This is a genomic window from Aneurinibacillus danicus (assembly GCF_007991215.1).
In the GTDB taxonomy this organism is placed as follows: Bacteria; Bacillota; Bacilli; order Aneurinibacillales; family Aneurinibacillaceae; genus Aneurinibacillus; species Aneurinibacillus danicus.
Genome location: NZ_BJXX01000295.1, coordinates 1 through 553 on the forward strand (window position 1 = coordinate 1; position 553 = coordinate 553).

Genomic DNA, 553 nt, shown 5'->3' on the forward strand with positions numbered 1-553 from the left:
GAAAGCTAGACGAACAATCCATGAAAGCTTTCCAGAAGAACCAGAAATCTACGCAGAAAAAACAAAAGACTAAGCCTGCATCTGCATCGAAGAACTCCTGGGCTGATTTGAGAAGGCTAGACGAACAATTCATGAAAGCTTTCGAGAAAATGCAGAAAAATCAAAAAGGAAAAGTGACGACAGATGCAAGGAAGATACAGAATAATCTAACCTTACAGGAACAGATTAATAAAATGAAGCAATCCATGAAGGTTCAGGGGATTCTTTCCAAAGAAGAGCTCTATAAGTTTCCGTTTCCACAACCTAAAGTTGATCCTAAAACTACAGCATATTATAAAAATTTACAGGTAGATAAGAAGACTCAAAAGGCTACCAAGGCCATTAACTCTGCTCTTCTTGATGCTACTCCTATAATAGGAAGTCTAAAAGCGGTTAAGGAACTTGTGACAGGACGCGATGCAGTTACAGGTGATAAGACAAGCCGTTTAGAAGCCGCGTTAGGAATTTTTGGTGGAGGTTTTATAAGAGGAGCAACGAAAGCTACAAAAGCCGC

The 553-nt window shown here is 39.6% G+C and carries 1 protein-coding gene; it reads left to right on the forward strand.

Annotated elements, in window-relative coordinates; genetic code table 11:
* Positions 1-20 precede the first annotated feature (20 nt).
* A partial coding sequence (locus ADA01nite_RS21815; protein ID WP_218029606.1) for a pre-toxin TG domain-containing protein occupies positions 21-553 on the forward strand: 533 nt, incomplete at its 3' end.